The following is an 864-nucleotide window of genomic DNA, read 5'->3' on the forward strand; positions in this document are numbered from 1 at the left end:
TCACCGGCAGGCAGTGCTTTATTATCAGGAATATGGCCTGGACTGGACCTATGAAGCGCTGGTCGCTGAAATCCTGTCGAAATTCGTCACCAATTTCAATCCAGAACGCGAAGCAGCGTGGATTGCCGAACATGCCGGTTCGATCGCCGGGTCCATATTCCTCGTCCAGAGCGAGGATCCTGATGTCGCGAAGCTGCGCCTTCTCTATGTCGAACCGAGCGCGCGTGGCCTTGGCATCGGTCGAACGCTCGTTGCAACCTGTGTCGAGCGCGCGAGGGAACTCGGGTACCGGCAAATCAAACTCTGGACAAACGACGTCCTCGTCTCGGCACGCCGCATTTACGAGGCAGCCGGATTTCGTCTTGTCGATGAGGAAAAGCATCATTCCTTCGGCCAGGATCTGGTGGGACAGACATGGATCCTCGACCTTGAGCAGGCTTAGTCACAGGCAGTCTGTACCGGGATCAACAATCCCTTAGCCTCGACGTTCAAAGTCGGGCAACGTCCAACTTTTATCGAAGAAATGTTCGGTTGGCCCATACCAGCGGAAATAGGCAAACCAGCCCCGGCCCGGAATCGTCTCGACCCAATTGACATTGTCTTTCGGACCGAAATGAATATCGATGGAACCATCTTCATTGGCCTTGAGCTGGTCATGGCTGGAAACACCCGCCTTCATCGTGCCGGTCTTGATCATCGACCTTGTCAGGACGTCATAGACGGTCACGGCCCAGAACTCCTTGGCCGGAACATTTGCGGGGACGTGTAGCGTATAGTTTTCCCCGCCATCCAGCCAAGCGCCATCCTTATCCTTGGCTGCGCTCATATATTGCGAGCCAGCGCCTACGATGGTCTTCACCATGC

Annotated in this window: 2 protein-coding genes; one reads left to right on the forward strand and one right to left on the reverse strand. The window is 55.3% G+C overall.

The window, feature by feature from the left end:
* The coding region (locus tag ACXJ5O_RS28505) for a GNAT family N-acetyltransferase (RefSeq protein ID WP_457302843.1) at positions 1-442 on the forward strand (442 nt) is incomplete at its 5' end.
* 33 nt (positions 443-475) lie between these two features.
* Here the strand turns inward: ACXJ5O_RS28505 and ACXJ5O_RS28510 are convergent.
* A partial coding sequence (locus ACXJ5O_RS28510) for a DUF1214 domain-containing protein (RefSeq protein WP_457302844.1) occupies positions 476-864 on the reverse strand: 389 nt, incomplete at its 5' end.

The sequence above is a fragment of the Phyllobacterium sp. P5_D12 genome, from assembly GCF_054049495.1.